At 40.6% G+C, this 25,361-nt stretch carries 24 protein-coding genes and 1 pseudogene; 13 read left to right on the top strand and 12 right to left on the bottom strand.

Translation table 11 applies throughout. The annotated features are described in order from the left end of the window. The first annotated feature begins 226 nt into the window (after positions 1-226). The 3 genes from M1E09_RS10725 (at position 227) to M1E09_RS10715 (ending at position 2,884) form a co-directional block, all read left to right on the top strand. Positions 227-856 (top strand): spore coat protein, encoded by a 630-nt coding sequence (locus M1E09_RS10725; protein WP_456274814.1) that lies wholly within the window; start codon positions 227-229, stop codon positions 854-856. Between the two features lie 182 nt (positions 857-1,038). Continuing rightward, positions 1,039-1,797 (top strand): YqcI/YcgG family protein, encoded by a 759-nt coding sequence (locus M1E09_RS10720; RefSeq protein WP_456274813.1) that lies wholly within the window; start codon positions 1,039-1,041, stop codon positions 1,795-1,797. Between the two features lie 133 nt (positions 1,798-1,930). Further along, entirely contained in the window at positions 1,931-2,884 is a 954-nt protein-coding gene (locus M1E09_RS10715; protein ID WP_456274812.1) for an arginine deiminase family protein, read from the top strand. A 120-nt stretch (positions 2,885-3,004) separates the two neighbouring features. Here the strand turns inward: M1E09_RS10715 and M1E09_RS10710 are convergent, their stop codons facing one another. Then, complete coding sequence (locus M1E09_RS10710; protein WP_456274811.1) at positions 3,005-3,163, bottom strand: hypothetical protein; 159 nt, start codon at positions 3,161-3,163, stop codon at positions 3,005-3,007. A 380-nt stretch (positions 3,164-3,543) separates the two neighbouring features. Here M1E09_RS10710 and trmL point away from each other — a divergent pair, with 380 nt between their 5' ends. Further along, positions 3,544-4,023: a tRNA (uridine(34)/cytosine(34)/5-carboxymethylaminomethyluridine(34)-2'-O)-methyltransferase TrmL gene (gene trmL / locus M1E09_RS10705; RefSeq protein WP_456274810.1), complete on the top strand. Its 480-nt coding sequence runs from the start codon at positions 3,544-3,546 to the stop codon at positions 4,021-4,023. A gap of 932 nt (positions 4,024-4,955) precedes the next feature. On the opposite strand, the gene M1E09_RS10700 is transcribed toward trmL, so the two are convergent. The 3 genes from M1E09_RS10700 to M1E09_RS10690 form a co-directional block, all read right to left on the bottom strand. Next, on the bottom strand, positions 4,956-6,227 hold the full coding sequence (locus M1E09_RS10700) for a dicarboxylate/amino acid:cation symporter (RefSeq protein WP_456274809.1): 1,272 nt from the start codon (positions 6,225-6,227) through the stop codon (positions 4,956-4,958). 303 nt (positions 6,228-6,530) lie between these two features. After that, positions 6,531-7,865, bottom strand: a complete 1,335-nt coding sequence (gene nagZ / locus M1E09_RS10695) for a beta-N-acetylhexosaminidase (protein WP_456274808.1) — start codon at positions 7,863-7,865, stop codon at positions 6,531-6,533. A 69-nt stretch (positions 7,866-7,934) separates the two neighbouring features. Continuing rightward, positions 7,935-8,543, bottom strand: a complete 609-nt coding sequence (locus tag M1E09_RS10690) for a DUF6944 family repetitive protein (RefSeq protein WP_456274807.1) — start codon at positions 8,541-8,543, stop codon at positions 7,935-7,937. 519 nt (positions 8,544-9,062) lie between these two features. On the opposite strand from M1E09_RS10690, the gene M1E09_RS10685 reads away from it, so the two are divergent. Then, positions 9,063-10,079: an SDR family oxidoreductase gene (locus M1E09_RS10685; protein ID WP_456274806.1), complete on the top strand. Its 1,017-nt coding sequence runs from the start codon at positions 9,063-9,065 to the stop codon at positions 10,077-10,079. 398 nt (positions 10,080-10,477) lie between these two features. On the opposite strand, the gene aspD is transcribed toward M1E09_RS10685, so the two are convergent. Next, complete coding sequence (gene aspD, locus M1E09_RS10680) at positions 10,478-12,091, bottom strand: aspartate 4-decarboxylase (RefSeq protein ID WP_456274805.1); 1,614 nt, start codon at positions 12,089-12,091, stop codon at positions 10,478-10,480. A 203-nt stretch (positions 12,092-12,294) separates the two neighbouring features. On the opposite strand from aspD, the gene M1E09_RS10675 reads away from it, so the two are divergent. The 3 genes from M1E09_RS10675 (at position 12,295) to M1E09_RS10665 (ending at position 14,369) form a co-directional block, all read left to right on the top strand. After that, entirely contained in the window at positions 12,295-13,023 is a 729-nt protein-coding gene (locus M1E09_RS10675) for an alpha/beta fold hydrolase (protein ID WP_456274804.1), read from the top strand. A 76-nt stretch (positions 13,024-13,099) separates the two neighbouring features. Next, on the top strand, positions 13,100-13,672 hold the full coding sequence (locus M1E09_RS10670; protein WP_456274803.1) for an HAD-IA family hydrolase: 573 nt from the start codon (positions 13,100-13,102) through the stop codon (positions 13,670-13,672). Between the two features lie 154 nt (positions 13,673-13,826). After that, positions 13,827-14,369: a hypothetical protein gene (locus tag M1E09_RS10665; RefSeq protein ID WP_456274802.1), complete on the top strand. Its 543-nt coding sequence runs from the start codon at positions 13,827-13,829 to the stop codon at positions 14,367-14,369. Between the two features lie 995 nt (positions 14,370-15,364). On the opposite strand, the gene M1E09_RS10660 is transcribed toward M1E09_RS10665, so the two are convergent. Next, a complete protein-coding gene (locus tag M1E09_RS10660; protein ID WP_456274801.1) occupies positions 15,365-16,072 on the bottom strand; it encodes a M48 family metallopeptidase in 708 nt (235 codons plus the stop codon). Between the two features lie 3 nt (positions 16,073-16,075). Further along, positions 16,076-16,570 carry a DUF1456 family protein gene (locus M1E09_RS10655; RefSeq protein WP_456274800.1) on the bottom strand — a complete coding sequence of 165 codons (495 nt, stop codon included), beginning with the start codon at positions 16,568-16,570 and terminating at the stop codon, positions 16,076-16,078. Between the two features lie 318 nt (positions 16,571-16,888). Between M1E09_RS10655 and M1E09_RS10650 the strand changes: the two are divergent. The 3 genes and pseudogenes from M1E09_RS10650 to M1E09_RS10640 all read left to right on the top strand — a co-directional run. Next, a pseudogene (locus M1E09_RS10650) lies at positions 16,889-17,313 on the top strand (cupin domain-containing protein); the annotation flags it as partial. A gap of 240 nt (positions 17,314-17,553) precedes the next feature. Next, positions 17,554-17,748: a helix-turn-helix transcriptional regulator gene (locus M1E09_RS10645; protein ID WP_456274799.1), complete on the top strand. Its 195-nt coding sequence runs from the start codon at positions 17,554-17,556 to the stop codon at positions 17,746-17,748. A 3-nt stretch (positions 17,749-17,751) separates the two neighbouring features. Then, the gene (locus M1E09_RS10640) at positions 17,752-18,186 is read left to right on the top strand and encodes a hypothetical protein (protein WP_456274798.1); all 435 of its coding nucleotides are present in this window, start codon (positions 17,752-17,754) and stop codon (positions 18,184-18,186) included. A gap of 278 nt (positions 18,187-18,464) precedes the next feature. Here the strand turns inward: M1E09_RS10640 and M1E09_RS10635 are convergent, their stop codons facing one another. The 5 genes from M1E09_RS10635 to M1E09_RS10615 form a co-directional block, all read right to left on the bottom strand. Further along, a complete protein-coding gene (locus M1E09_RS10635) occupies positions 18,465-19,457 on the bottom strand; it encodes an alpha/beta hydrolase family protein (protein WP_456274797.1) in 993 nt (330 codons plus the stop codon). Positions 19,458-20,486: 1,029 nt separating this feature from the next. Continuing rightward, complete coding sequence (locus M1E09_RS10630) at positions 20,487-21,377, bottom strand: ABC transporter ATP-binding protein (protein WP_456274796.1); 891 nt, start codon at positions 21,375-21,377, stop codon at positions 20,487-20,489. A 16-nt stretch (positions 21,378-21,393) separates the two neighbouring features. Further along, positions 21,394-21,786: a GntR family transcriptional regulator gene (locus tag M1E09_RS10625; RefSeq protein ID WP_456274795.1), complete on the bottom strand. Its 393-nt coding sequence runs from the start codon at positions 21,784-21,786 to the stop codon at positions 21,394-21,396. A gap of 17 nt (positions 21,787-21,803) precedes the next feature. Continuing rightward, on the bottom strand, positions 21,804-22,544 hold the full coding sequence (locus M1E09_RS10620) for a hypothetical protein (RefSeq protein ID WP_456274794.1): 741 nt from the start codon (positions 22,542-22,544) through the stop codon (positions 21,804-21,806). Between the two features lie 32 nt (positions 22,545-22,576). Continuing rightward, positions 22,577-23,077: a small multi-drug export protein gene (locus tag M1E09_RS10615; protein WP_456274793.1), complete on the bottom strand. Its 501-nt coding sequence runs from the start codon at positions 23,075-23,077 to the stop codon at positions 22,577-22,579. Between the two features lie 341 nt (positions 23,078-23,418). Here M1E09_RS10615 and M1E09_RS10610 point away from each other — a divergent pair, with 341 nt between their 5' ends. Both M1E09_RS10610 and M1E09_RS10605 read left to right on the top strand, forming a co-directional pair. Continuing rightward, positions 23,419-23,904, top strand: a complete 486-nt coding sequence (locus M1E09_RS10610; RefSeq protein ID WP_456274792.1) for a sigma-70 family RNA polymerase sigma factor — start codon at positions 23,419-23,421, stop codon at positions 23,902-23,904. Between the two features lie 233 nt (positions 23,905-24,137). Beyond that, positions 24,138-25,259 (top strand): hypothetical protein, encoded by a 1,122-nt coding sequence (locus M1E09_RS10605; protein WP_456274791.1) that lies wholly within the window; start codon positions 24,138-24,140, stop codon positions 25,257-25,259. Positions 25,260-25,361 lie beyond the last annotated feature (102 nt).

Genomic DNA, 25,361 nt, shown 5'->3' with positions numbered 1-25,361 from the left:
TTTCGTATAATACATTTTTCAGCGCAAAACCTTAAAAACAATCGGAAACATTGCATTTTATGGACCTATACTACCTTCATTTTCTCTTTTAATCTCCTGCCAATCAACTCCCTTTAAAGCCACAGCATGAGAAACCCCTTCGCGTTTTCAAAATCTTTGGCTACATAATTGTTTTACACTTGAAAATACTAATGTAGGTTGATACTAAATCATTGGAGGAATTCATATGCAAAATCAAATGAACAACCAACCGAATCCACAGCAAGTCCCTAATGCAGCACCAAATCAGACACCTAATAAAAACCACGGAGGGCATGAACTTTTTGATGCCCATGAAGTTATTGCCGGCATCATTTCTATGCTTGATCAGTACCAAATGTACGATCAGTACATCAAAGACCCTGAACTGAAAGATATCCTTCATCGCCAATCGACATTTGTGACTCAAACGTACAATACAATGGTGAACAGTTTTTCAACTGGCCATGATCCACAGGTTCCGACACAGCAGTATAAAATGAATCAAAACAACAACACGGTATACGGAGTCAAACCTGGACAGCCGAAGAAGCCGAACCAGTCAGTCAACGAACTGTCCGATCAGGGCCTGTCTGCTTATATGCTCGGAAATACCAAGTCACTTTCTACCCTGCTGGCCATGACTGCGCTTGAGATGACCAACCCCGTCCTCCGCCGGGTCGTTGCTGACAGCGTGCCGAACTTTATTGAAATGAGTTACGAAATTTTCTTATATCAAAATAAACACGGATATTACCAAGTGCCACAGCTTAAAGAACAGGATATGAACCTGATGCTGAAAAGTTATGCTCAGGCTCCATCAAACACAACGCATTAAATAAATCAGGGCTGGATGCAGGAATAATCCTATATCCAGCTTTTCTTTTTACCTATTTTGATCAACCATGGAACCTTTTTCTGCCTGCAGGCGTTTCAACAATTCCCCGATTCATAGACAGACACCCATAACTCCTTGCTCTAATAGGATACGATGTGTACCCTATTGAAAGGAGTTTCAAGATGAACTTATTGACAAAAAGTTGGATTGAAGCAAATATTGCTGAATTAGAGGAATGGAAAAGAAATGCCTATAACGATTTCGCTTCCATGATGCTGGATACAGAAAATCCCTATCCTTGTGTTCCAGGAATCCAAGGATTTCAAAAAGGCCAGCTCCGTTTCGGATTTTCAGGAAACCCACAGGATGATTCTTCACAGAGGGAATTTGCATCGTTACTAAAAGAATACGGCAAGATATCGCGGGAGACGGGAAACTATGCATCCATTGTCGTCTTTTTTGATTCACGGGAACTATCCTTTGAAACGAATGCAAACGATAAATATCAAGACTTATTCTGGTCGATACTGAACCGCGTTCATGAATTGGATGAAGCTCCATGGCCCGAAGATATCCCCCAAGACCCCAATGATCACTCCTGGGAATTCTGTTTTGACGGGGAACCCTATTTTGCCTTCTGTGCTACCCCATCTCATACCCAGCGAAAAAGCCGACATTTCCCCTACTTTTTGTTAGCCTTACAGCCCAGGTGGGTTTTTGAGGAAATCAATGCTTCCACGACTTTTGGCCAAAAGCTGAAAAGTATCATCCGCAAGCGCCTTAAGGCTTATGATGGAAAGGATGCCCACCCTAACTTAAAATGGTACGGACAGAATGATAACCATGAATGGAAGCAATATTACTTAAGCGATGACGGACAAACCCCATCAAAGTGTCCTTTTACAGCCATGAAAAAGCGCTTAAATAAGATAAGAATATAGATGTATATTACCGAAAAAGCTTTCAATACTTATGCATCTTCGCTGGGAGGATGGATGGCAAATCATATGGATGAAACCTTTAGTAACGGGAAAATTAACAACAGAATAAATCGTCATTAAAGGAGTAAATTCTGTGATTACTATTCAGCCTAATTGTTGGAACGAACACGGGGAGCTTAAATCAGTCATTGTATGCTCCCCTTCAACCTTGGATGTACCCGATAAACAAACGGCAAAAGATGTGCAATGGGAAAAACCGGTTGATCAAAAAATAGCCCATGCCAATTTTGAGGAAATGATCCAGGCTATGGAAAAAGCCGGGGTCCAAGTCATCAACTATTCTGAGTACCTTTCTCCGGAAGAACTGATACTTAGTGAACAACTGATCAACCGAGTATTTGTAAGGGATCTCGCCTGTGCTTTTGGAAAAGATCTTATCCCCGGGGAGCCCGGCACCTCAATGAGAAGGCCTGAATATGTTCAATCCCACACTCTCTTCCACCACTGGTTTGGCCCGGAAGTATTTGATATAAAAGCGAACAATCAATTAAATGCATTGGAATATGGTGACGTTCTGATTTTAAATAAAGATGCGGTATTTGTTAATGTCGGAATGCGTTCCAGCATGACCAGCATTAAAGCCCTTAAAGCAAGAATCTTTCAAGCCGGCTTCTCTGAAATTGGAATCATTGACCTGCCGCGGAGAGCCGATACCCTTCATCTCGACATGAACTGCAATGTCGCTGGTGACGACTTGATCATTGCCAAAAGCTATATGAGGTACTTTCCAGTCCAGGTATTAACAGAGTCGGGCTCTACCTTTCAGATGATGCAAGAGTTCCTCAACCGGCATGGTTTTGAGGTTGAATGGTCCACCAATATCAAACATACCGTGGCTGATATCAATTTTTTTAATCTTGATCCTGAAACCATCCTGATCAGTACAGCTGCAACGGAGAAATTATTTAAGGAACATCCAAAACTGAAAAAGAAAAAATTCATTCAAATCAATGTCAATGAGTTGGAAAAAGGCGGGGGCGGCATACGGTGCATGACTCTTCCCCTCGTTCGGTCTGATGTTAAATAGGTAATGCATGATTTGTGGTATAAATAAGAATGGAACTTTATCATAAGGGGTTTATATCTTGCGTCTTTTTTCTTTTGATGTACCTCGCTTTCGGCGCGCGGGGCATCATCTTACGTTTTTTCACTTTTGATGTTCCTCGCTTTCAGCGCGTGGGACATCATTTTGTGTATTTCTCTTTTGATGTACCTCGCTTTCGGCGCGTGGGACATCATCTTGTGTTTTTTCTCTTTTGATGTACCTCACTTTCGGCACGAGGACATCATTTTTACGTTTTTTCACCTTTGATGTACCTCGCTTTCGACGCGCGGGTCATCATCTTGCATTTTCTCTCTTTTGATGTACCTCGCTTTCGGCGCGCGGGACATCATCTTCCATTTTCTCTCTTTTGGTGTACCTCGCTTTCGGCGCGCGGGACATTATCTTGTGTTTTCTCTCTTTTGATGTACCTCGCTTTCGGCGCGCGGGTCATCATCTTGCATTTTTTCTCTTTTAATGTACTTCGCGTCCGAATCATCTTCCCATTCCAGAGACATAGGAAGGACCTTCCCCTATCAAAGACTGAAGGAATCCATAAACACGCAAAGCAGACCTGTCTCTTCGTCCCATACCTTCCCTATGTTATAATCTAAATGGCAAATTAAAGATAGAGGTGACCATTCTTGGCAATACATGTTGTACTATATCAACCAGAAATTCCAGCTAATACTGGAAATATTGCACGTACTTGTGCCGCTACGGATACCGCTTTGCATTTGATCCGGCCAATTGGTTTTTCAACGGATGAGAAAATGATAAAACGAGCAGGATTGGATTTCTGGCATAACGTGAATATTAAGTATTATGATTCCTTGGAAGACTTTTTTTCCAAGAATCAAGGTGAGTTTTATTATATTGAAACGTTTGGTGAAAAAGCACACTCATCCTTTGATTTCAGTGATGGAGAAAAGGAACATTATTTTATGTTTGGCAAAGAAACAACAGGTTTACCAGCAGATTTACCAGAAAGATATAAAGGCCACTTTTTAAGAATACCCATGAATGACCATGTACGTTCTTTGAACCTTTCAAATACAGCTGCGATATTGATATATGAGGCAATGCGCCAGCAAGGATATCCGAATCTAAGCTTTAAAAATTAATTACCCAAACGCCATGTACATAAAAAACACAAAACCCGTTTAAGGAGCAGTGAATAATTTTTTTCACTGCTCCTTAAACGGGTTTTTAATTACATTTCTGAAAATAACCCTAAAAAAATAGGGACAACTTTATTTCCGGGTGCGTTATTCACCGCTTTTCTTCTTCCATTTGTATGGTATTTCAGTCCAATAAAAAAATAAATAAAACAGGAATAAGAAAGATGTAATTCCAACATTATCAACCCATCTAGCCTCTTTGTTAACGATTAGTTGCCATAGAGTCAATAGTGAAACACGAGGTTAAATTTGATCTGCGAAAACCAAGCACATTATTTTCTCGATAGATAATGTCTTGCATTAACAAAAAATATAGTACCTATGAGAAACAAAAGGACAATCATAGAGCTTGCGATAGCTGAGTACTCACCATTGAAAATATATTCACTTGTCAAATTAACAAAGACCATTATCGTCATAATACCGTATAAACCAATTAAAAATTTCAATTTTTGTTTAACACCTCAACTTTCTGTAATGATAAAGCGCGTAAACTAAACGCCTCTATTAAACTTCCAATTACTGAAGAAGACAATAACCAGAATACAGGTGGCTGACCTTGAGTTAATGCCCCCACTTACTATTAGCGTATTGATCTCACTTATAACCAAAGGTAATTCTGATCCAAACTTTACCTTAACGTCATTCTACACTAACGTCCTTACTTGCTCCTAGCTTAATTAGAGCGCCGCTTTTCATCTCTACTCCTACTTTGGAACTTCCCTCGTCTAGCTCCCACTTCCGTAATAAGTGATCCCTAATGGACAAAAATTCCATTATCCTATGGCGACATTATATACATTTTCTTTGATTTTGTCTTAACAAAAATAAAAACAGGCCGCAATTGGCCTGCTTTTTACTCAATATTATTCGTATTACTTTCCTATACTTTCATTAGAAACATTATTCATTTCAACGTTTGATCCATGCTTTTTCTCTGTCTCTGCAACAATGACAGCACATGATGCATCACCAGTGATATTGACAGCCGTTCTGGTCATATCCAGAAGTCTATCCACCCCAATGATAAGGGCAATCCCTTCCACTGGCAGTCCTACGGATTTCAGGACCATGGCAAGCATGATCAAGCCGACTCCAGGCACTCCGGCAGTACCAACGCTTGCAAGAACAGCTGTTAAAACAACCACGAGAATTTCATTAATGGTTAGATCGACACCAAATACTTGTGCAATGAAAATAACGGCAACACCTTGCATGATCGCAGTGCCATCCATATTCACTGTAGCACCCAATGGCTGGACAAAGCTGCTGATCGGTTTCGGTACGTTAAGGTTTTTTTGAGCGGTTTCCATTGATACAGGAAGTGTCGCACTGCTGCTTGAAGTACTGAATGCAACGGACATTGCAGGAGCAAATCCTTTAAAGAATTTAATAGGATTCATTTTCCCAACAAGAGATACAGCAGTTCCGTAAGTTACAATCGTGTGAATCAATAATGCAACCATAACGGCAATAAAGTACAGTCCCATCACTTCAAAAGCTTCCCATCCTTGCTTTCCAATCGCAGATGCGATTAGCGCAAATGCACCATATGGAGCTAATTTCATAATCAAGTGAACGAGATACATCATGATGTCGTTCCCTTGTTCGAGCAGCTGGTAAATCCCTTTTGTTTTTTCACCTAATGCAGCAAGTGCAAGGCCAATGAATACAGCAAATGCAATGATTTGAAGCATATTCCCACTGGACATTGAATCAATTGGGTTCGTTGGGATAATATTCAGCAATGTGTCCACAACTGGCGGTGCTTCATTAGCCTCATATTCGGCACTATCAGTATTGAAATCACCATTTAACCCTGGCTGCATAACTGTAGCAACACCTAATGCGATGATGATTGCGACTGTCGTCGTAATAAGGAAATACCCTATCGTTTTAAGGCCTATTCTGCCTAACTTCTTAGGATCGCCAAGTCCTGCCACACCTAGTGTGATTGTAATAAATACCAGCGGAACAACTAACATTTTAATTAAATTTAAGAATAACTGCCCTAATGGGTACAGTACATATTTATCAGCCGCGCCAAATACAGATGGTGCAAATAAATTAAGAACAAAACCAGCGAAAATACCTAGAATTAGTGCAATGATAATTTTTTTTGTGAGATTATTGTTTTGTTGGTTCATAGGTTACCCCCTGTAAATTTTTATATATTAAAAAAATCCATCAATGAGAGAACTCAATCATGGAAAATTCCATAGTAAAATAGCGTTGGTCTCTTAATTAGCTGAGAAGGATTTACCTCAACAGAGAAGATTCCCCCGCTCCTTTTTTAAGATAAAACTGTCTATTAAATTCAGTTAATTTTACTATCAGATTTAGTATCCGTCAATTTTGGAACGAGTGTAAATGAAACGCAAGGAAAAATTCATCTTGTCTCTTCATTTCACAACCCATGCGAATGAACAATACCTGATATTGCCTCATTATCAATTTAGGTAGTTCCTTTTTATATTGATCACTCGTTCCACACTTTCATCAATCCTCTGTTCTGACAGCTCACCCTTTTCGACTGCTGTCTTGATCGAGTTGAATACTGCAGCGGCATTTTTATATTCGTGGGCAACGAGTATAATGTCACTGCCTGCCTGTAAAGAATCAACCGCAGCATCCCCGATTCCAAAATTCTTGACGATAGCCCCCATTGTCATATCATCCGTTATGATGACCCCGTTAAAGTTTAGTTGATTCCTCAATACATTCGTCATGACGACTTTTGACATAGACGCGGGATATGTATTATCTAGTTGCGGCAGCAGGATGTGGGCAACCATTACCATATCCGCCCCATTTTGAATTGCTTTTTTGAACGGAATCAGTTCCAGATTCTTAAGCTGATTCAAATTTTTATTGACGACGGGTAATTGGATGTGCGAATCAACAGATGTGTCACCGTGCCCAGGAAAGTGTTTGATCACTGATATGATATCCTTGGACTGAATGCCTTTCATTGTCTGTATTCCCAAATCAGTAACAACGGAGGCATTGCTGCCGTATGATCTGTCACCAATAACGGGGTTATCAGGATTACTGTTGATATCCAGAACAGGTGCATAATCAAGGTTGAACCCTAATGACTTTAAGTTTTCACCCAGCCTCTCTCCAATAGTGAAGGCATATTTCTTGTCGTTTGTCTCGCCTATTTCTTCATTTGCAGGTGTTTGAACGACTCCAGGAAGCCTTGAAACACTTCCTCCTTCTTGATCAACGGAAATGAATAACGGAAGCTTATTGATGGCGTTTGTTGCTTTCAGTTCCTCTACCATCTGTTTCGTTTGTTGAACGGACTCTATATTGTTGGAATAGAAAATGACCCCTCCAACATGAATGTCTGTTATTAAGCGCTTATCATTTAAATCGACAGATGTGCCTTCAACACCCGAAATGATTAACTGCCCAATTTTTTCATCCAGACTCATTTCCGTTAAAATCTGATCTGCAGATGGTTCATCTTCTTTTACAAGGCTTCGAAATGAGGTATGACTTACCTTCCCCTCTTTTTCCAGAGCAACACTATTTCCGACCATTCTTGAGGAATTCATCAATTCTGGACTGTGGTTAGCGTTACTGCTTGCAGGCAGAAGTTCACTTGGATGCGAACTACTTGTTACGGCGGGATTATTTTGAATTGTATCCTCATTCATCTCGCCTTTTATTACACACTCGCTATCCAGAAAAAATACCATCAATACCAATGGGATCATGATGGATAAGAAAAGTATTTTTCCTTTTTTCCCCCTAGACCTTCTTGTCCTGCTTGCCATATAGTCACTTCCTTTACCTTTCAACACTCTTATCCTTTTTACCGAAAAAGTCCTTTTGGTATCATTTCCTTATTCTGTAAGATTATTTACCTCTAAATTCTTGGTTAAACCTATTGCTGCAATTGTAACTCCTGCTGTTTGAATATAATTTCCAATTGCTTTGATCTGTTCCCCCAGTCTTACATGTCCCTGTAAAATATATGAAGCGCCTATAGCTTCAATGAGAAGTCCGAATGACTGTATTAAATTCCCTGAAATTAACAAACGGGAAAAGGGTGTTTCTTCTGCTGAACTTAAACCAACCGTTTCACTAAGAGCCCCAAGAAATTGAACGGAATCTCCTATAAGATCCAATTCAAAACCACTCTGTTCCTCCTCATTAAGAATCAGAAGGGAAGCCGCAACATTGGAAATATTTCCTGCAGCCTGGAGCCATGCCCCCAGAATCGTGAGCTTCATACCTGTTCCTGATGAAATCTTTTCGCGTCCTATGCCTTGAAGTGAGTTTCCTGCCGCTTCTATTCCATTTCCAACCGCCACTAGTTTCAGACCTTTTTGCTGTGATTGTTCCTCATTGTTTCCTGCTAAAAGAGTTCCTCCAATGGAAACGATGGTAGCGCCTGCTGCCTGAATCCATCCACCTGCGGTTTCGAGTAATGTTCCGCTGTTTTCATTCATGATCTTCACCCTTTAAACATTCCTTCATGAAGTCATTTTATGAATACATTGGAGGAGTGTTGAACAACAAGTAAACCACAATGAAAGATAAAGCCTGAAGCTGTATAGGAAGCAGACACAATCCCTAGCTAAAGGATCATGTCATTATTTGCTTCCGGATATCACAAGCCAGCCTACCTATATTTTTGAAAAATTGAAGCCATACCGCGGATTGGTGAAATATGGAGGGCCTGAATGAATGAGCGGGGCTGGGAATTGATGGTCAATGTATTGGAATTGCACCTTTTTGGATGAGTCCCTTTTTAATAAATAGTGTGCTTGAGGGTTGAAATATAATTGCATCACATTGCCTCCTTCTTAAAGTAAAGCTTTTACAGCATATTCAACGGTTTTGTACCAGGTACACTCCCAAAATGAGACGAACAGTGTGCCGATCTCAAGTTGGGTCTGACTCAGGAACATTCACCCTATAGGCGAATACTGTAGTAACAAATCTGATTCAACCAACAGGAGGTCTTTATGTACAATTATCCTTTCCACCAACACGGGCGCTATTATAGAAATCATCATGCAGCCGATCAACTGAAGGAAATCCAGCAGATGCAGCATCTTTTTCACACCCAGCGTGTCAACGATCCCTATCCGCTTTATCCTCGATATGGACAGATAACACAATACCAGGATGTGCCGATTACCGTGCCTGAACAACGACAATTCAGTCAACCAGGGCATGAGAGTTTGATGGTCCCCCGCCCGATCATCGAGGATCCCAACTACAAAGGAAGTGAAAAACTGAAAGGAAAAGTGGCACTGATTACTGGAGGTGACAGCGGGATGGGGGCTGCGGCTGCGATTGCCTTTGCAAAGGAAGGTGCACACTTGGCCATTGCCTATTTGAATGAACATGAAGATGCGCAACGAACGAAATTTCGGATTGAGCAGCTTGGACAGCACTGTCTGCTGTTGCCGGGGGATTTGCGAAATAAAGACCACTGCCGATTCATTGTCGAAGAAACGGTTCGGACCTATGGCCAACTTGACATCCTATGCAACCATGTGGGCATTCAATTTCAACAAACAAGGTTAACGGACATTACGGATGAACAGTTCGATGATACCTTTAAAGTGAATATGTATTCTCATTTTTACACGACACGCGCTGCCCTTCCTTATATGAAGCCAGGCAGTTCCATCATTGAAACCACCTCGGTTGTTACCTATGAGGGCTACCCGCAATTGATCGATTACACAGCAACAAAGGGAGCACAGGTCGGGTTCATACGGGCCCTTTCTAAAAACGTGATCAAGGACGGCATCCGAGTGAACGGGATTGCACCTGGTCCTATCTGGACACCGCTGATTCCCTCCAGTTTTACAGCTGACAGGGTTGCGACATTCGGTGCTGACAATCCGATGGAACGGCCGGCACAACCCTTTGAAGTTGCGCCAACCTTTGTGTACCTTGCCTCAGACGACTCCCGGTATGTCAATGGGCAGGTTCTTCATGTGGATGGAGGGCAATCGACCAGTTCATAAGGGACAGTGGGCACCCTGTTCCTTGAGCAAAAAAATATCCTGCTGCCTCGATGGGAGCAGGATACAGCGAAAAATCTCAACAGTATACCTTGGCTAGCAGTCCAGGTGGTACTTAATTAGAGTTGTTTACCACGTGAATCGACTTCTCAAAGAAGCTGTGCAGGGCGTGAATTAGGGATTTGCGTGAAGTTAAACCTCGCAAACTGTCTGTGCAGGTCATGAGTTGGGTTTTTGCATGAAGATGAACCTCGCAATCAGTCTGCCCGGGTGTGAAATTGCATGAACATGAACCGCTTAAAGAGGTCAATACGGATGAAAAGAACCAGGGACAGTGATCCTGTCCCATCTCTCCTACCTATATCTGTCCCTTCCCAATTCCCATGGCGGGCCATGAATAACTACCGCCCTTCCTTCCATTCCGCCACATAATCCTTAAGTGTATTTTTCAATTCCTGTCCAATACGTTTATAGGCTTCATCATCCAGATTGGCAAGAGACACGCGGATCGACCAAGCCGGTGCTAAGAATCCTTCGCCGCTCATTAACACGATCGATGACTTTTCAGCCAGGCGGAACAGGATATCGACCGGTTGATAATTCGATTTAAGGTAATCGGTGAATCCTTTTTCATAGTGATGATTACACCAGATTTCCAAATCGATCTTTGTATAATAGTCTGCGTCGTATGGCAAGTGTTTCATCGGCAAACCAAGGCCTTCGTATAAAAGATGCATTCTTCGATGAAGGATATCATTCGTTTTTTGTTTGTACTCATTATCGGTATCCAGCATGGCAAAAATCGAAAATAACGCCATTTGCACTTGCTGCGGTGTGGACAATCCTGCTGTATGATTCATCGCCACATCTCTGCTGTCTGCAACCATTCGATCAATAATCTTGAGCTCTTCCGGATTCTGGGTAAGCGATGAATACCGTTTGTTCAGCACTGCTCTCTTTTCCTCCGGCAGTTCCTTGATCAATCGTTCAAACACATTATTCTCGTTGATGGCGATCGTACCTAACCGCCAGCCCGTCACACCAAAATACTTGGAAAATGAATAGACGCCGATGGTATTGAAAGGCAGATCCACCATCAAGGAGCGAAACCCTTCAACAAAATTGCCGTACACATCATCGGAAATGATCATCAGATCCGGATTATCCTGTTTTACAATACGGATAATCTGTTCCACGGATTCTTTTTTTAACGCAACTGAAGGAGGATTGCTCGGATTCACCATGAACAGTGCTTTGATGTCCTTATCCTTCAACTTGTCTAACTCCTCAACCGGGTATTGCCAAGTATGATGCCCTTCCTCGTCGATTTCAGATGCCTTGATTTCAACAAGGTCGTAATCATTGTTTGGCAGCTCCGGAATCTCTATGTATGGCGGGAAAATCGGCACCATCACAGCTATACGCGACCCCTTTGGCAGCAAGTAGTTTCTGTATAACGTCTCAAATATATAGCACATCGCTGCTGTTGCCCCTTCGACAGCGAACAAATCAAACCTGCCACATGAGTTATCTTGACCGCACAGCTCTTTCAATAGGTAATCATGCACCACTTTTTCCGTCCGGACAAGCATCCGATCTGGATTAGGGTAGTTATCGCCAATGATGCCATCGACTAATTCATAGAGCCATGCATCCGGTTCAAACTGTTTGGCATTGATTCCATAATCAATGATTTCTTTCAGCAGTTGAATGCCTGGAGCCTGCTGATTTTCCTGCACATATTGATTAAATCGTTCGGCAATGCCAACACGGCTCGGCATGCCGGCGAGATCGCCTTCATCCCATACCCTTCTTGATTCGGTAACCGCAAACTGTCCAAGCGCAAAAAACGCTTCACGTGGTGCAGCGGCGATCCAATTGGGATTTCCGCGGCCCGCATCCAGCATCGACCTGGTCATTCTTTTCTTTCCAGTTGCCAGATCGATGAGTTTGTCTTTTAATTCAAACGGGCTGATACTATGTAACTCCTGACTTTCCTTCTTTGGGCTATCCATTAAAATCTCCTCCTGTACAATGCTGCTTGCTTCATAGGAAGAGTATTCCACTAGTGGGAATGGAATATGATTTTTGAATTTTTTAGCTTAATGAACTTTTATTGTATAGGTGACTCCTCTATTTTTAAGGCTATTTCCCCAAGAGGATTTACTTTTTATGGTATTATAAAAATTGTAAATATTCTAACAAAGGGGAGTGCAAATTGATATTGCATACAGAGATATTTGGAGAAGGAGAACCCATTATCTTCCTCCATTCCGGGTTACAAAGTGGTTTAACGGATTTTGAGTACCAGAGAGATTATTTCAAGAATGATTTTAAAGTATTGGTCCCTGATTTAAGGGGCCACGGGAAATCAACTGAGAATGATTTCTCTAATTATTTTGAGGACTGTGCAGCAGATTTAGCCGAAACCTTAAATTATTATGATCTGGATCGTGTGCACCTGGTTGGCTGTTCATTAGGGGCACTAGTCGGGTTAAAATTTGCAAAGAGGTTTCCAGAAAAGATTTCAACCTTAACGCTATCAGGGGTATTTGCTGAGAAGCCTGACAATTGGGTTGAAATGAATGACATGCAGGCAGAGCAACAAAGAGAATTTTTGAAAAATGAACAAGCGGTACAATATTATGATCACTTGCATTCAACCGATTGGAAACAGTTCATCTATATGGGAGCTGACGCGACTTGGTATCCATTTGAAGACACTACGAATGTAAATGACTTATCCTCCCCTACCCTTTTGCTGGAAGGGAATGAATATGAAACAGCAGGTGCACTAAGTTATCCGAAAATGAATGAGCAGGTACACATCTCCATTATTCCTTTTGCCGCACACCTGGTGCATGCTGAACAACCAGAAATATATACTCAAATACTAGAAACGTTCATAAAGCAAAATCCTGAAACTGCAAAGGTATACCAAAACTAATGCTGGGTTCACTCAGTTTCTTTCTCACATGGAATTTGTTAAAGTGAAAAATAAAATCAGTTAGGAGGATGATACAATGAATATTCTATGGGACTTCGATGGGACATTATTTGATACATATCCAGCTTACACCAGAGTCTTCTCCAAGGTCTTGGGAGGAACAGAGGATGAAAAGGAAATCTATGAGAAGCTAAAAGTTACGTACCCACACGCACTGGAGCACTATAACGTTTCAGAGGATCAACAAGAAGAAATGAAAAAGCTGCGCAGCCAATTGGCCCCTGAGGACATGCCCCCATTTCAACATGTCGAAGAAGTGCTGAAGTCAGCTGACAAAAATGTCATCATGACCCACAAGGACAGAGCCGGCGTGATGGAGATTTTACAACACTATGGATGGGAAAAGTACTTCGATGATATCGTGACGATTGACGACGGCTTCCCCCGTAAACCCCATTCTGCTTCCTATAAGTATTTACATGATAAACATGCCATTGATTTAGCCATCGGCGACAGAGAACTTGACCTGCTGCCGGCCAGGGAATTAGGGATCAAGACGTGCATTTTTCAGGGAAATTGTGAGGTTGCTGATTATCGTTTATATGATTACTCGGAGTTCTTTAATACGATCAAGATAGAAAATATCTGATTCCCTTGACTTTCCCCTTCAGGAATAATGGTCAGTTGCTTAAAGCGACTGGCCATTTATATACCGAGGGGTCGAATCCTATTTTTTGATTTAAAAATGCATAATTTACGGTGCACATCGTGTGATATAATACAACCTAAAGGAGGTGTTGAAAATGGAAGAAACACTAAAACAGATTATGCATGAACTAAAACAAGGGCAAGAGTTGTTGTTTGTCATGAATGAGAGACTAATAAAAGTAGAAGGAACCGTTAAGCGAGTAGATGAAAATGTGGAAAGGCTAGAAGGAACTGTCGATCGAGTCGAAGGAAATATGGAAAGACTAGAAGGTACTGTAAAACGAGTAGAAGGAAATATGGAAAAACTAGAAGGAAATATGGAAAGACTAGAAGGATCTGTAAAACGAGTAGAAGGAAATATGGAAAAACTAGAAGGGACTGTGGAACGAGTAGAAGGAAATATGGAAAGACTAGAAGGAACTGTCGGTCGGGTCGAAGGAAATATGGAAAGACTAGAAGGAACTGTCGATCGAGTAGAGAAAACTGTAAACAGAATTGATGTTTCCCAAACAGAGGATGTACTTGGTATGTTAAAGATTACCAGAAAGTACACTGAAAATGAATTTGATTACCTTAACAGCAGACTCACTCTTATGGATAAGCATATCTACCAATTGGAAAAGCGAGTCCAAAGTTGAAGCGGTTGTAGGAACGATTTTTACTTTGTTCAGGATACCTCTTTTTTTATTGGACCCTTTCAAACGTTTTACAGCTGAATAAATACAAAAAATACCTCTCCAACATTCAATCGAAACAGCCCCTATCCAAAAAGCGTAACCTTTTCCTTTATTGCAGTTAAAAGTTCGTTGTTTGTCACTAGTACCCCCACCTTAATTTTCATATTTTTCATTAATTATAACATGATCTTCCTCTACTAATCCTGCTCACTTACTGATGTAAAGTACTCAAGATTAACTGCTGTATTCTTGTAATGCTAGCTTTTTCTTCTTCATCTCCTATTAATTATTATCCATGGCTTTTCTACTGCACACCGTTTCAGAAGCACCCTTTTATTCCTTGTGTCTATAAGAGGCAATTTTTGCAAATAAAAAAGACAGGAAATATTCTGTCCCTTTGTCCCTTCACTTTAGCGCTTAACGTACCTGGGGTCTGGCCCCTAGTACCCATATATAGCCACCCAATGAATGATTTACTCTAGCAATTTATTCCCTTTGAAAATTTTGAAAAATAAGGGGAGAAATTCCGCTTATTTAAGAAAAAACACAAAAAACAGCTAAAATAAGCGGAGAAATTCCCCTTATTCTCTTAAAAAGATGCGAAAATGGTTCATTTGGCTGTGAATAAAGGGAAAAATTCCCCTTATATACCCTAAGGCGAATGCTATTCCACAGCTTAACGGGAAATATTCCGCTTATTTTAGATAAGATTATTAATGTCCTTCACAGGGCATCCCTCCTGTTACAATACAATGAAACGAAGTGAAGGAAAACTGCTTATCCTTTCATGAAGGGAGAATTTTTTTTACCACTCTACAAGCTCTCTGGACCCCGTCATTGCCAGGGGGGTTCAGGACCAAGAAAAAAAGGTCAGTAAACCTGCCCCTTCCCCCCTTCTCTTTACCGCTTTAACGCACCGGGGGTTTGGCCCCTAGTACGCCCTACTGCAAACCTCACTACACCGTCATCTTCCAACTGGATGCTGCCAGCCAGTTTTCTTTCTCTTTATAGTCCGGCACGATCTTTCCTACAAGACGCCAGAAGGACCGGTCATGATTGAGGTGGACCATGTGGCACATTTCATGAACGACCACGTAATCGATCACTTCCCGGGGAGCCATGGCAAGCTTCCAATTGAAGGTCAGCTTCCTTCTCCCATCACAGGTTCCCCATGTTGTTTTGCTGTCAGTAATACGGATGGAATGCGGTTTTGTTTTAAAGTGATGTTGATGGATGGCAATACTCTTCTCCACTAACGCTTTACACTGCTGGTAATAGAATCGTTTCAAAGCCTGTTTGATACGTTCATCCTCGAGCTGTTTGACAAATACATGGATTGCCTTTTCATCGAACTTGATATGATCTTGGGGGATAGCTGGATCCTGATGGACTTCTATGGGATAAGCCTTTCCTAAATACAGAAAAGGCTCACCCTGAACATAGACTTTTTCCTGTTCTCCCTTCAGGCGGTCCTTCCTTTCTTTCGAATTCTCAAGAATCAATTCCCATTTATCCTCTACTACTCGGAGGATAGACTCGTCAGGCGTCCCTTTAGGTGCGTGCACCTCCACACTTCCATAACTGTCAAGATAAATACCGATGGATTTCCGGTTCTTATATTTAATATCAAATCGTATCGTCTCACCTGAAAAAGTATGATTCATGATTTAACCCCTGTATCTGATCGTTAATCCTTTTAAGAAATTTCGGGCATATCGATCACCGCACACCTGGTAATTTTTATGGCCTTCTCTTCGTAAAATGGCGCCCATCTCCCCTTTGGTGACCGTCACACCTGCATCCTGCAAGATTTCAATCATATCTTCACTCGTTAACGAGAGCGCAATCTTCACTTTCTTAAGCAGCAGATTATTCACGTGTTCATAGGTTATGGCCGGTCGTTCTGGCTGGCCAGGCTTCGGATCCTGCTTTCCTCTTTTAAAAGTAATGAAACCGTTTAGGAATGCCTCGAACATTTCATCATCACATGCTATATGATTTTCCGTTATAGCAAGATCGTCCACTGATTTTGTCAGTACCTTCATCACTTCTTCTTTAGACAAATCCACCCCGCCAAGCTTGAAAATGTCCACCATCTCTGTATTTTTTATATCCAGTGCATATCGTAATCGAATTAATATATCGTTATTATCTATATTCATTGATAGACCTCCTGTTATATTGCACGTGCCCTGCTCCGAGATTCATCTTATAAGTCAGTACACTGAATCATTAGCTTACCACTTTTAAGAGCTTGTTACATAGTATGAACTGAATCTAAAACCAAACATTCGTTTTTTCTATTAAATGAATAATGCAAAAAGGGACCCAGACAAACGGCAGTGAATTTGCCTATCTATCTCCTTTTTAGTATACATAATATTATTATAATCAATACATTCCTGAGACAGGCAATCCCTCTGCTTCTTTGATTTCCTTAAAGTACACTTTCTTAACAAGTGCATAGGATAATTTTATATTATCGCACGGCTATATGGACTGGAACACATTTACAGACCACTTTAATGAGCATCGATGTTGGCGATCATATCGGTTTGGAAATGCATCCTGATGTTGTCAATTCTTGCGGATTGAACAAGGACAAGGGATTGTTCAAATGGGAAAAAGTAAAAACAATCTAAACTTTGAAAGAAATGTGTATGATGATTCTGCCCTAATCATCCCAGCTGGAACTTGGCATAATGTAACGAATACTGGAAACAGTCCACTGAAACTTTATTCGATTTATGCTCCTCCTAATCATCCATTTGGAACAGTCCATGTTACCAAAGCAGATGCCTTAGCTGCGGAGAAAGCCAATGGTCATGGAAATGAAAATACAATTGTTGAAGAATGGGAGCGTACAGGAGAATCCAAACTTCTTGTGCAAAGCAAGAAAATGTAGAGTATTACTATGTGTATATCATGAAAAAAATCATCTAAAAAGGATTGCCAATCTAATCTTGGCGATCCTTTTATTTTTATGGGGAGAAATATAAAGGCAAAACTTACAAAATCGGAAAATAAACCAGTCCCTATTGTACCGAAAAAGGAGACCGTTTGAAGTACATTACAAAATGTCAATTATAAATGACATTTTGTAATGTACTGAATAATATATTGAATGAGGAGGAGATGAATTTTTTTGAAAAACCGAAAAATAAAGATCGCGCGAGTTGAAGCTGATGTATCTCAGGAAAAGTTAGCAAATATCGTTGGAGTCACTCGGCAGACCATTAATCTAATCGAAGCTGGAAACTATAACCCGAGTCTGAAATTATGTAAGGCAATATGTAAGGCCTTAAATAAAACTTTAGATGATTTATTCTGGGAGGAATGAAAGGTGATTGCCAAAAAAGTTGTTAAGGAAACAAAATTAGTCATCAGCGTATCGTTACTTGCTGGTATTGCCCTCTTTGTCACTTGGTTCACTTTCGAAATAACGGAAACTTACTTCACTAACAACAAGGCCCTATTAGGCTTATCGCTTATTCCCTTTAGTGCTGCTCTAGCCTCTTCCCTTAAACTAATCAAGATAAAAAAGAATCCTCAATTAATTGTAGCTGAGACGGATGAGAGACTTGTAGCTGAAAAAAATGAAGCCGATGCCAAAACATTGAAGGTTCTTCAAGGGGTTTTATTCTTATCCTATTTAGGGTACTCATTTATTCTTCCAGAGGACATATTCAAATCGCTGGGATGGTGGATAACATTGTGCGTTCTGCTTTTATCCCTTTTCACCCCATTGGTCTTTCGCCATGTCATGAAAGAAACATGACAAGAAATTCCAGAGGGAAGTGTGATCAAGCGGATGTGAGGACTCACTGAGAGGAGGAGAACAAATGGCTAATGGTATGTTTTTACTCATTATTGTATTGGCGACAGTTATTATTATAAGAAGAGACAAAAAGAAATAACAAGGTGACGGAACTCCAGCAACACTCATCAATCAGCAAGTGCAAACTGGCAATATAGTAGATTCATAGATGGATTTCTACTCCAAATCAAAACCAGTAACCTGTCCTTCTGTCTCTCCTAAAGATGCAAGAAAAGTTATCACCTTCCGCTAATTTCTTTATACCAATCATCTGTAATTTGAATCAACTCTGCTTGATGCTCTGTCAATTCATGATCACCTTCTGGTATGAGCACATAGTTGGTATGTTCATTTTGGTTTGTCTCTTTTAATTTTTCAAAGAATGTCTGTGTAAGCTCCCAATTCACAACTTCATCCTTTTGTCCTTGTACAATCAATGTGGGGATAAAGCTTCGTGATAGTTGTATCGATTCGTCCTTCACAAATTGAGAATCGGGGTCAAACTCTCCGAATTCCTCATGATACGTTTCTAAGAATCCTTCATTCCAGTCGTTTTCCGGATGACTCTCTGCCCAAGGGTATAAGAGGTCAAGGCCGACATATGGATTAATTGCGACAACATTGCCAATATCATTTCTCATTTCGGACAACTTCAGCACTACTCCCCCGCCTAGTGTGATACCGTTCGTACTAATGTAACCAGATTTTATCGTACTCTCCATATTCCCTTCTTTAAAATAAGACTGTATAGCGTCAATGGCATGATTGGTATCAAGAACAGCACCATTCAAACCGCCTACCGTTCCCTTGCTGTCCCCGTAACCCCGGTATAAAGGGCTGAGGGTGACTAACTCGCTGTGCGCATCACTGATCATTGTTTCCGCATTAAGTACCAAGCCGCTGGGAAGTGCATGAATACTTGATAAATCCAAGGGATATACGTAGCCGCCGTGACACATCAGATTCAAATAATAATACCCCGTTTTCTTAGGAACAGTTACATAAGCCGCTGTTTCGACCCCTTCACTCCAATACATCATTTGGAATGCATTTACATCAGGGTTCAGTCCCTTAACTTCTATTTGTTGGAATGAAATGACCGTTCCATCTTCTCCCTCTATTGATTCAGAAGGTTTCTCGGTTTTCGGTTTGACGGGAACATTTGCAGCAGCAGGTTCCTCAGATTGGTTTTCAACTGTCTGTTCAGTATTCTGAGAAGTACATGCCGCCATAATAAATAGTAATGAAACAAGAGATAATGTAATTCCTATTTTCTTAATAATGTAATAGCCCTCCTTGTTGGTTATTGATGAAATGAAGTTTATGCGTTGATTTTATTTACGACCAAAAACGTCGTAAAGTTTCAAAATTTTTACTATTTTCAAAAACTGATATTACTCGACGGAGGTTCCTTTCTGATAATGAGGAAAATCAAGTGAAATTTGACCTGTAATCTTGTCCATTGAACTCTTAGGAAAAATCACTTTATTCCTTAAATTAAAACCACCGGTGTGAACTGGTGGTTTGCTCTGCGGCTGGAAGCCTCTCATGCCGGGCTCGGCCTAAACGGCACAATGAATGATTTACTCCAGCTATTTATTTCTTTCAACACTTGTGAAAAATAAGGGAAGAAATTTCCCTTATTTAAGAAAAAGCAGGAAAAACAGCTAAAATAAGAGAAGAAATTTCCCTTAATCTCTTAAAAGATGCGTAAATTGTTCATTTCAATGTGCTTAAGGGAAAAAATTTCCCTTAAATATCTAAAATCGAATCTATTCCACAACTTAACGGAAAAACTTTCCTTTATTTTAGAAAGGTTAATTTATTTCCTTCACAAACCATAGCTCAGGCTGCAACGAAAATGAAGTTATAGGCAAAATCTTTTAACCTATCAGGAAGGGAGAATTTTTTATTAAACGCTATTACCACTCTTATCTATCCCATAGGCCGGCAAGTGTGCCCTGTTTTGCCTCAGAAAAGCCAACGACATTTTTCAGGAAGGTGAATAGGATATTACCAGATTAGAGAGAGGCCTTTTATTTCTATAAGTGGACCTGAAAGAAGTCAATTTGCAACCGATTTCAGAAAAAATTCATCCATGAACCAAAAAAAGCTGCTGATGAACTCTCTTGAAGAGTCAATGAGCAGCTTTCCCTCTGCAGGTGATAAATAGCCGTTTTCTTTTCAGTTTAGCTGAGAATATGGGCCTGTTCACCTTTCCCATGAAATCAAGCGATTCTTAAAGAAAAACCTCACTCTCATCACATGTTCAAACTTCTATCTCCATCAATGATATATTCTATTATTTCTTCAAGAGTCAATCTGCCGACTTGGTGGATGGAAATATGACGATCTAGCAAATCTCTTTCTATGGTAGGAAAATCATTGGTTACTACTTGGAGTGTGGAGTTATTCAGTCGGTTAGTCACAACAATATTAGGATGATCAAGTAACTCTTCCGGGAAATCATTAATCCAAAATGTTGCCCACTTTTCTTGGATTTCGTCTTTCTCAAAAGACTCATTGATTTGTCCATCATCCAATATATAAATATAATCACAAATGTGTCTCACATCGTCCATTAGATGGCTTGCCAGTACTATGCTTTTTTCTCCATCCTCTAAAAACTCAACCAAATCTTCTTTCATTTTTCTTTGTGAAACAATATCAAGATTTGCTGATGGTTCATCTAATAAAAGGATATCTGGAGAATGGGAAAGTGATAAAATCAATTCGACTTTCTTCCTTGTACCCTTTGAAGTTTTTCCATATTTTTCATTCTCATCTATTCTATATCTGTTTACGAAATGGTGATACCGACTATCATCCCAGGTTGGAAACCAGTACGAAACAAGGTTTGCAATTTCTTTAATTTTCAAAGCGGAAAACGGTTCCAACATTTCTCCAATGAAACCAATTCTTCTTTTTACATCCATTTCATTATTTTTCAGGTCGTTGCCAAAAAAGGTAATGCTGCCAGCTTCCGGCTGCAGAATATTCATTAATAATCGAAAGAACGTGCTTTTTCCTGATCCATTGCCCCCTAATAGTGCTACAGCCATTCCTTTTTCCACGCTGAAATCAATGGGACCGAACTTGAATTTCTTATAATTCTTTTTCAGCCCTTTTACTTCTAATAAAGAGATATTCAATTCCCGATCCCCCCGTCTAAGAATCTTCATAATTGGTATTTAACACTTCTTCGAAAATGCTGCGAATCTCATCCTTTGTAGAACCTAATTGTTTTCCTTGTTCGACTGCCTTTTGAAATACTTCATAAACAACTTTATCTTTTGTTTCTTGTTTAAGAATTTCTTCGATTTCCCTTACAAAAGTGCCTTTTCCTTGCACGGTTTTAATATATCCGCCCATCTCCAGGTTCTGATAGACACGTCTTGTAGTAATCAAACTGCATGTCAGTTCACTCGCCAATACTCTAATCGAGGGAAGTGGAGCGCCCGGCGGCAGCTGACCACCAACAATCAGAGCTTTCAATTGCGTTTCGATTTGATGATATATCGGTTCTCTACTATCCTCTGAAACACGAATAGGCAGCTTCATGCACACCCCCCCATTCTTTACACATAATCTCGTCTAGCCAGGCGTTTTGTTAAAAGGATATTCCATAGTACAATTCCGGCTATTCCAATGATAAGGAAAAGTGAGGCGATTGGCCAACCTTGATTCATTGAAAGTAAGATAGTTGATTCGACAATTCCTTGTTTAACAACTTTGTAAAATAAGAAGGATAGAAAAATAATCAGGACAATAAGCACATACGGAACTGAATGCAAAACTTTCCCATTCGTTCCGTACTCGATATACGGATTGAATCCTCCTATAGCAGCAGCGTATCCCAGCCACATCCCAATAAACGTGAGATATTCCTTTAATGTCAAGTAGTCGAATAGTTGATCATGTAATGCGATGGTAATCGTTGTATAGAAAGCAAGGCTCAATATGAATAATGTTATGATCATCATGATCGTGCGGCTTAAAGAAAGAACGTGAACCGGGATAGGAAGAGACCTGAGAAATGCCATCCGCTTACTGAATGGATCCTCCTTCATTGATCTAAAGCTCAAATAGGGACCAGACATAAAAATGGCTGCTAAGCCTGGTGTAATAAGAACGAAGACAAAATCAATAAAGAAGAATTGATCCTCTGCCGTTTCAGGATAAGCCACATTTTCTATGCTTTGTTCTAAACTAAACGAAGTCATCACTGCAAAAAATATGGTTACTAATACTGAAAATCCTAAAGGAATTTTATGAAAAAATAATTCTTTACGAGCCAACCACCATGCATCTTTAATCATTTCCAGACCACTGCTCCTTTGTAAATGATTTTTCAATCCGTATCAATCAAATCCTTGAGAATCCCTTTGTCCTCATATCCTAAGAAATCAACACCATAATGAGCTAATATGGCAAAGACCAGTCCCCAAACAGTGATGCTTGTGACCATCCAAATGGTCGCCTTTTTCCTCTGTCCGCCTAGTGTCACACACATGAACGCCGTTAAGTGGCTGCCAACAAATAATGGCCCAATTAAAGATAACCCCGGCAAACCATATTTTTTCCATAAGTTCTGAGCACGTACCGCTCTTTTGCTTTGCTGCTTTTCCGGTTTCTCGCCTTTTCGTTTCCTTCTCCACTCCCTGATTTTATCGATGAACAAAATTAATAATAAAACGGTTAATATGTTACCGAATAGACTGATCAATACGACTGGCAGCACAGGCAGACCTGCTAAAATCCCCAAAGTAATAACTCCAAACGCCTCAAATAATGGAATGGCAGCTAAAATGAACACCACTGCATAAGCCCATAACAATTCAAAAAACTCCATCTACATTCTCCCCTTTAAGTGTTATAGTGTGTATGTCTATATACACACTATAACAACTACAATTTAATGTGGCAATACTTTGACCGATAAACTTGAGAAAACGACCGATAAATCCATACCTCCCCTCACATATACACTCGTGCCTGGTGCCGGCACCCTAAATAAAAAAATACCCAAAACACCCTCTACCTCCAATAGAACCGCGAGTTTCCCCTAGAGATACTCACACTTTCGCGCAACAAAGTCTCACCACATCTCTTTGTTCATACTCCGTTCCCTCCCTTATGCTGAACTCACCCGGGAATAAAAGAAAAGTGCGCGCCTTTTAGAAGGATAGCAAATTGAAAGAATTTAACGAGGTGCATGTTCAGTATGAGCCAATGATCCATAAGATCATCAACACGCTTCATATCTACAAGGAAAAGGACGAATTTTACCAGATTGGGATGACAGCGCTGTGGGAGGCATGGCAAAAGTACGAGGATGAAAAAGGAAGTTTCACCGGTTATGCCTATTCGATGATTCGTGGAAGGCTGCTAGATGAATTGAAACGGGAAGCGAAGCGCACAGAGTCCTTCACTTATCCTGACGAAGAATTTTGGGAGAAGGTTCGGGATGAATCGAAAGCCGGCTGCCTCGAAACCGAAACCCTGCTGACTTATTTCCAACCGTTGACCGAAAATCAGACGAAATGGGTTCTTTACACCTTTATCGGGATGATGAAAATCTGTGAAATTGCCGAACAGGAGCAGGTATCTCCCTCTGCTGTAAAAAAATGGCGCAATGGAGCCAGGGCTAAACTGATAACCCAAAACATAAACGAATGAGAACAAAGTCTCTGCATATGAGACACTTCTGCCGAATGATTAAGATTGACCCATCTCTATCCCCGGTATAAGTTTATTCAAATCTACATCAGGGTAGTGTAATTAGAGCTTTTGATTTCAAATAGAGACAGTTTTCAACTTATACTAGATTTGCAGATTGAAAGTTTCATTGGTTGGTGAAAGCCACCTTCAACACAAGATATATTCATATTTTTAAAAACAGGTGGGATAAAATGAAAAAGATGTTCAGAACAGGGGCTTGCCTTGCAGCCCTACCGTATTTAATGTTAACAGGCTGCTCGCAGACGGTTACTTCTTCAAGCCAGGCGGCAAGGCTGCATGACAAATCAAAATTAGCCTTCAGTGAGCAGCATTATATCCTTGAGGCGGCAGCAAAATCACCCAGATTCGCCATTGAAGCGTCCTATCAAGCAATCGAGCCTTCCCAAAGTGCACAACCCCTGAAAACAAACTATACAGATAAACAGCTGGCGGAAATGCCCAGAACGCAGGCGCATGGAGGCGACACGGAAAGAAGCGTTCCTTTAGGCCAGACCTTGACAAAAGGTGCTGAAGATTTAACGGACGGACCGCTTAAGGACCATAGAATCGTTTCCTATTATGGACACCCCAATTCGGTTAATATGGGGATTCTAGGAGAATACAGTCCTGAAGTGTACATGGAAAAATTGATTGAACAAACCAGGGCCTATTCTGAAATTGACCCTGAAAGGCCAGCAATCCCGGCAATCGAATTGATTTCGACCGTAGCCCAGCGAAGTCCCGGGGAAGATGGTGATTATATTGTCCCGACACCGGATGAGAAAATTGAACAATATGCAAAATTGGCCAAGAAACACAATGCCCTGCTGATCCTGGATGTACAACTGGCCCGTGATACCGTCATGAACCAAGTGAAATCGCTGGAAAAATACCTGAAACTCCCTTACGTGCACTTAGCGATTGATACGGAATTCCGTGTCCAGGAAGGAGAAATCCCAGGAGTGGATTTAGGCACAGTCGATGGTCAAAACATTCAAAAAGCGATTGAATATGTATCAAACCTAGTGGAAGAAAACGGACTTCCTGACAAACTTGTCATCGTCCATCAATTTTCAACACATGTCCTTACCAATAAAGAGGCCATCCAACCTACAGAAAATGTGGAAGTGGCGTTAAATTTTGACGGCCATGGATTGGCGGCGATAAAAAGAGCAGGCTACAACGAACATGTGCAGAAGGAGCCTATTCAATATGGCGGGTTCAAGGTGTTTTACAAAAAGGATGAACCGTTAATGACGCCTAAGGATGTTTTGGAATTGGATCCTGCTCCTGCTTTTGTTAATTATCAATAGCCAGAAAGAGAAAAATCCCCACTATTGCCTTATTACCAAGGCGTAGTGAGGATTTTTTTTCATATTATTTTCGTTCCTTCTCCCAGAAGTGACTTTTCAGTT

It is taken from the genome of Bacillus sp. AK031, from assembly GCF_053903065.1.
This window is presented reverse-complemented; position numbering and strand designations above follow the sequence as displayed.

Coding starts and splice junctions, on each gene's coding strand:
- M1E09_RS10635 (WP_456274797.1), bottom strand. CDS start 19,457: ATGGCGGCATGTACTTCTCAGAATACTGAACAGACAGTTGAAAACCAA.
- M1E09_RS10620 (WP_456274794.1), bottom strand. CDS start 22,544: ATGATTAAAGATGCATGGTGGTTGGCTCGTAAAGAATTATTTTTTCAT.
- aspD (WP_456274805.1), bottom strand. CDS start 12,091: ATGGATAGCCCAAAGAAGGAAAGTCAGGAGTTACATAGTATCAGCCCG.
- M1E09_RS10700 (WP_456274809.1), bottom strand. CDS start 6,227: ATGAACCAACAAAACAATAATCTCACAAAAAAAATTATCATTGCACTA.
- M1E09_RS10720 (WP_456274813.1), top strand. CDS start 1,039: ATGAACTTATTGACAAAAAGTTGGATTGAAGCAAATATTGCTGAATTA.
- M1E09_RS10725 (WP_456274814.1), top strand. CDS start 227: ATGCAAAATCAAATGAACAACCAACCGAATCCACAGCAAGTCCCTAAT.
- M1E09_RS10605 (WP_456274791.1), top strand. CDS start 24,138: ATGAAAAAGATGTTCAGAACAGGGGCTTGCCTTGCAGCCCTACCGTAT.
- M1E09_RS10690 (WP_456274807.1), bottom strand. CDS start 8,543: ATGAATGAAAACAGCGGAACATTACTCGAAACCGCAGGTGGATGGATT.
- M1E09_RS10655 (WP_456274800.1), bottom strand. CDS start 16,570: ATGAATATAGATAATAACGATATATTAATTCGATTACGATATGCACTG.
- M1E09_RS10625 (WP_456274795.1), bottom strand. CDS start 21,786: ATGAAGCTGCCTATTCGTGTTTCAGAGGATAGTAGAGAACCGATATAT.
- M1E09_RS10665 (WP_456274802.1), top strand. CDS start 13,827: ATGGAAGAAACACTAAAACAGATTATGCATGAACTAAAACAAGGGCAA.
- M1E09_RS10615 (WP_456274793.1), bottom strand. CDS start 23,077: ATGGAGTTTTTTGAATTGTTATGGGCTTATGCAGTGGTGTTCATTTTA.
- M1E09_RS10660 (WP_456274801.1), bottom strand. CDS start 16,072: ATGAATCATACTTTTTCAGGTGAGACGATACGATTTGATATTAAATAT.
- M1E09_RS10685 (WP_456274806.1), top strand. CDS start 9,063: ATGTACAATTATCCTTTCCACCAACACGGGCGCTATTATAGAAATCAT.
- nagZ (WP_456274808.1), bottom strand. CDS start 7,865: ATGGCAAGCAGGACAAGAAGGTCTAGGGGGAAAAAAGGAAAAATACTT.
- M1E09_RS10670 (WP_456274803.1), top strand. CDS start 13,100: ATGAATATTCTATGGGACTTCGATGGGACATTATTTGATACATATCCA.